This is a genomic window from Anaerolineae bacterium, assembly GCA_014360855.1.
Classification (GTDB): Bacteria; Chloroflexota; Anaerolineae; order JACIWP01; family JACIWP01; genus JACIWP01.
The window spans coordinates 1-2,587 of record JACIWP010000360.1; the positions used below are offsets into that span (position 1 = coordinate 1).

Here is a 2,587-nt window from a genome sequence, read left to right on the forward strand (position 1 = left end):
GAAAGCCGAAAACCTTATGACCGGTGTAGATGGCGCCGATATTGCCGGCAAACGCCAGCGATAATTCCGTATGGGCGGCGAAGCCGCACTGCTCGCAGTGAATCTCGCCCCGATCCTTGAGATAACAGCCCAGGTGGATACGGCCGTCGGGGTCCGCATCGGCGATCAGCCAGTCATAGCATTTCCAGGAATTGTCCTTGAGCGCCTCCAGCGCGCTGTACGAGTCCAGGATGGGATAGCCCTGCCGCTTCAGCGCGAGGAGCTGGTCCAACACCTGCCGGCGCTGGGCCGGCGAGATGCGCAGGTCCTCGCTCTCCGCGTACGGGTAGAAGAACTGGATGGTGATGCCGCGGATGTTCGGCTCCTCCGCCAGGAAGCGCACCAGCGCCGGGATCTCGTCCACATTCAGGCGGTTGATGGTGACATTCGCCAGTATCTTGGGATGTGCGGAAGCGCGAATGGTCTCCATGACCCGGTCAAAGATCGGGCCGCGGTTGGCGTTATGGGTCTCGCGCAGGCCGTCAATGCTCACCCAGACGATGTCCGCCGAGGTCTCGATGGGGAGAGTGCCGTTGGTGGTGATGCCCACGGCGAAGAAGCGCCGTCTGGCCTCCTGCACCAAATCCTCCAGCCGGCGCTCGCCGTCCCGCCACAGGAACGGCTCACCCCCTTCAAAGATGAGCAGGCGCACGCCGGCCCTCTCGAAGGCGTCCAGGACCTCGACCGCCTTCTCGAAGGGGATATCATCCGCCGGCCGACGCCAGAAAGGACATGCCCGGCAGCGCAGGTTACAGCGGTGAGTGACCTTGAAACCGGCCAGGAGCGGCCGGCGGTGATGGGTCAGCCGGCTGACCAGATTGTGCCAGAGGAAGTAGCGGTAGTGGGCGCCAGGCAGGGCCATGGGATTCTCGGAAGGGCCTCCTATGCCGCCGGCTGATAGAGTGGGCTCATGGCCCGCAGTCGCGAGACGATCTCGGGCAGGACATCGAGGACGTAGTCAATTTCCTCCTCGGTGTTGCCCTTGCCCAGCGTCATGCGCAGACTGCCGTGGGCGATTTCCGGTGGGAAGCCCATCGCCGTCAGCACATGGGATGGGGAAAGGGACATGCTGGTGCAGGCCGAGCCGCTGGAGGCGAAGATGCCCTTCATGTCCAGGTTCAACAACATGGCCTCGCCTTCCACGTACTTGACCACGAAGCTGGCACTGTTGGGCAGGCGCTGGGTGGGGTGGCCGGTCAGCTCCACGTCAGGGATGCGCTCCAGCACGCCGGCGATGAGGCGGTCGCGCAAAGCCTGGACCCGGCGGTTGGTCTGCTCCAGCTCGGCATAGGCCAGCTCCAGCGCGGTAGCCATACCTACGGCAAAGGCCACGTTCTCTGTACCGGCGCGTCGGTTGCGCTCCTGCGAGCCGCCGGTCTGCATCGGCCAGAGGGGCGTCCCCTTGCGCACATACAGCAGTCCCACACCCTTCGGACCGTAGAACTTATGGGCGGAGAGGGAGAGCAGGTCCACGTTCAGGGCGTTCACATCCAGCGGCAGGGCGCCGCCGGCCTGCACCGCGTCCGTATGGAACGGGATACCGCGCTCCCGCGCCAGCCGGCCGATTTCCGCGATGGGCTGGATGGTGCCGACCTCGTTGTTGGCGTACATGATGGTGATGAGCACTGTATCGGGGCGAATGGCGCGTGCCACCTCGTCGGGGTCCACCATACCGTAGTGGTCCACCGGCAGGAAGGTCGCCTCAAAGCCAAACTTCTTGACCAACTGCTCGACAGTATGGCCCACGGCGTGATGTTCCACGGAGCTGGTGATGATGTGACTGCCTTTGCCGCGGGCGCGCTGGGCGAAGGCGACGCCGCGAATGGCCAGGTTATCGCTCTCCGTGCCGCAACTGGTGAAGATGATTTCGGAGGGGTCGGCCTGCAGGATGCCGGCGATGCGCTCCCGTGCACCGTTCAGCGCCTTGGCCGCATCCCGCCCCAGCCGGTAAATGCTGGAAGGATTGCCGTACCGCTCCGTCCAGAAGGGGAGCATCGCTTCCACCACCCGCCGATCCACCGGGGTGGTGGCGGCATGATCGAGGTACACGCCCCTGTCCAGGTCAATGGCCATAACTGCCTCCAGGTTCGGTTTCGGTGCATTTTTGGCCGATGAGGTCCGCCAGGGTGAGGGAATCGAGCAGTTCGACCAGGTGCTGGTACACGTTGAGCCACACGCCGCGGGTGACGCAGATGCCCTCGCGGTCACAGCCGGCGGAGTCCAGGCCATCCCCTTCGGCCACGCAGGGCACCTGCACCAAGGAGCCTTCCAGCGCGATGATGACATCGGCCACGGAGATTTCGGCCGGCGGCCGCGCCAGCATGTACCCGCCGTAGGCGCCGCGCCGGCTTTCCAGCAGGCCGGCCCGGCGCAGGTCCGCGGCGATCTGCTCCAGGTAGGGCAAGGACAAGCCTTCCGCCTGTGCCACCTCGGCAAGAGAGACCGGCCCCTGGCCGTAATAGCGCGCCAGTTCAGCCATGGCGCGCAGTCCGTACTGCTCTTTGGCGGAGAACTTCATCGGCACAATTCCGAGAATTTTGTCGGAATT

Annotated in this window: 3 protein-coding genes; all 3 read right to left on the reverse strand. The window is 64.7% G+C overall.

Annotation, left to right across the window (positions count from 1 at the left end):
• On the reverse strand, positions 1-901 hold a 901-nt coding region (locus H5T60_13965), incomplete at its 3' end, for a radical SAM protein (GenBank protein MBC7243538.1).
• A 20-nt stretch (positions 902-921) separates the two neighbouring features.
• Positions 922-2,112, reverse strand: coding sequence for a cysteine desulfurase NifS (nifS, locus tag H5T60_13970; protein ID MBC7243539.1), 1,191 nt, complete (start codon positions 2,110-2,112; stop codon positions 922-924).
• Positions 2,102-2,557 (reverse strand): Rrf2 family transcriptional regulator, encoded by a 456-nt coding sequence (locus H5T60_13975; GenBank protein MBC7243540.1) that lies wholly within the window; start codon positions 2,555-2,557, stop codon positions 2,102-2,104. Before H5T60_13975 ends, nifS begins: the two co-directional genes overlap by 11 nt.
• Positions 2,558-2,587 lie beyond the last annotated feature (30 nt).

Coding starts and splice junctions, on each gene's coding strand:
- nifS (MBC7243539.1), bottom strand. CDS start 2,112: ATGGCCATTGACCTGGACAGGGGCGTGTACCTCGATCATGCCGCCACC.
- H5T60_13975 (MBC7243540.1), bottom strand. CDS start 2,557: ATGAAGTTCTCCGCCAAAGAGCAGTACGGACTGCGCGCCATGGCTGAA.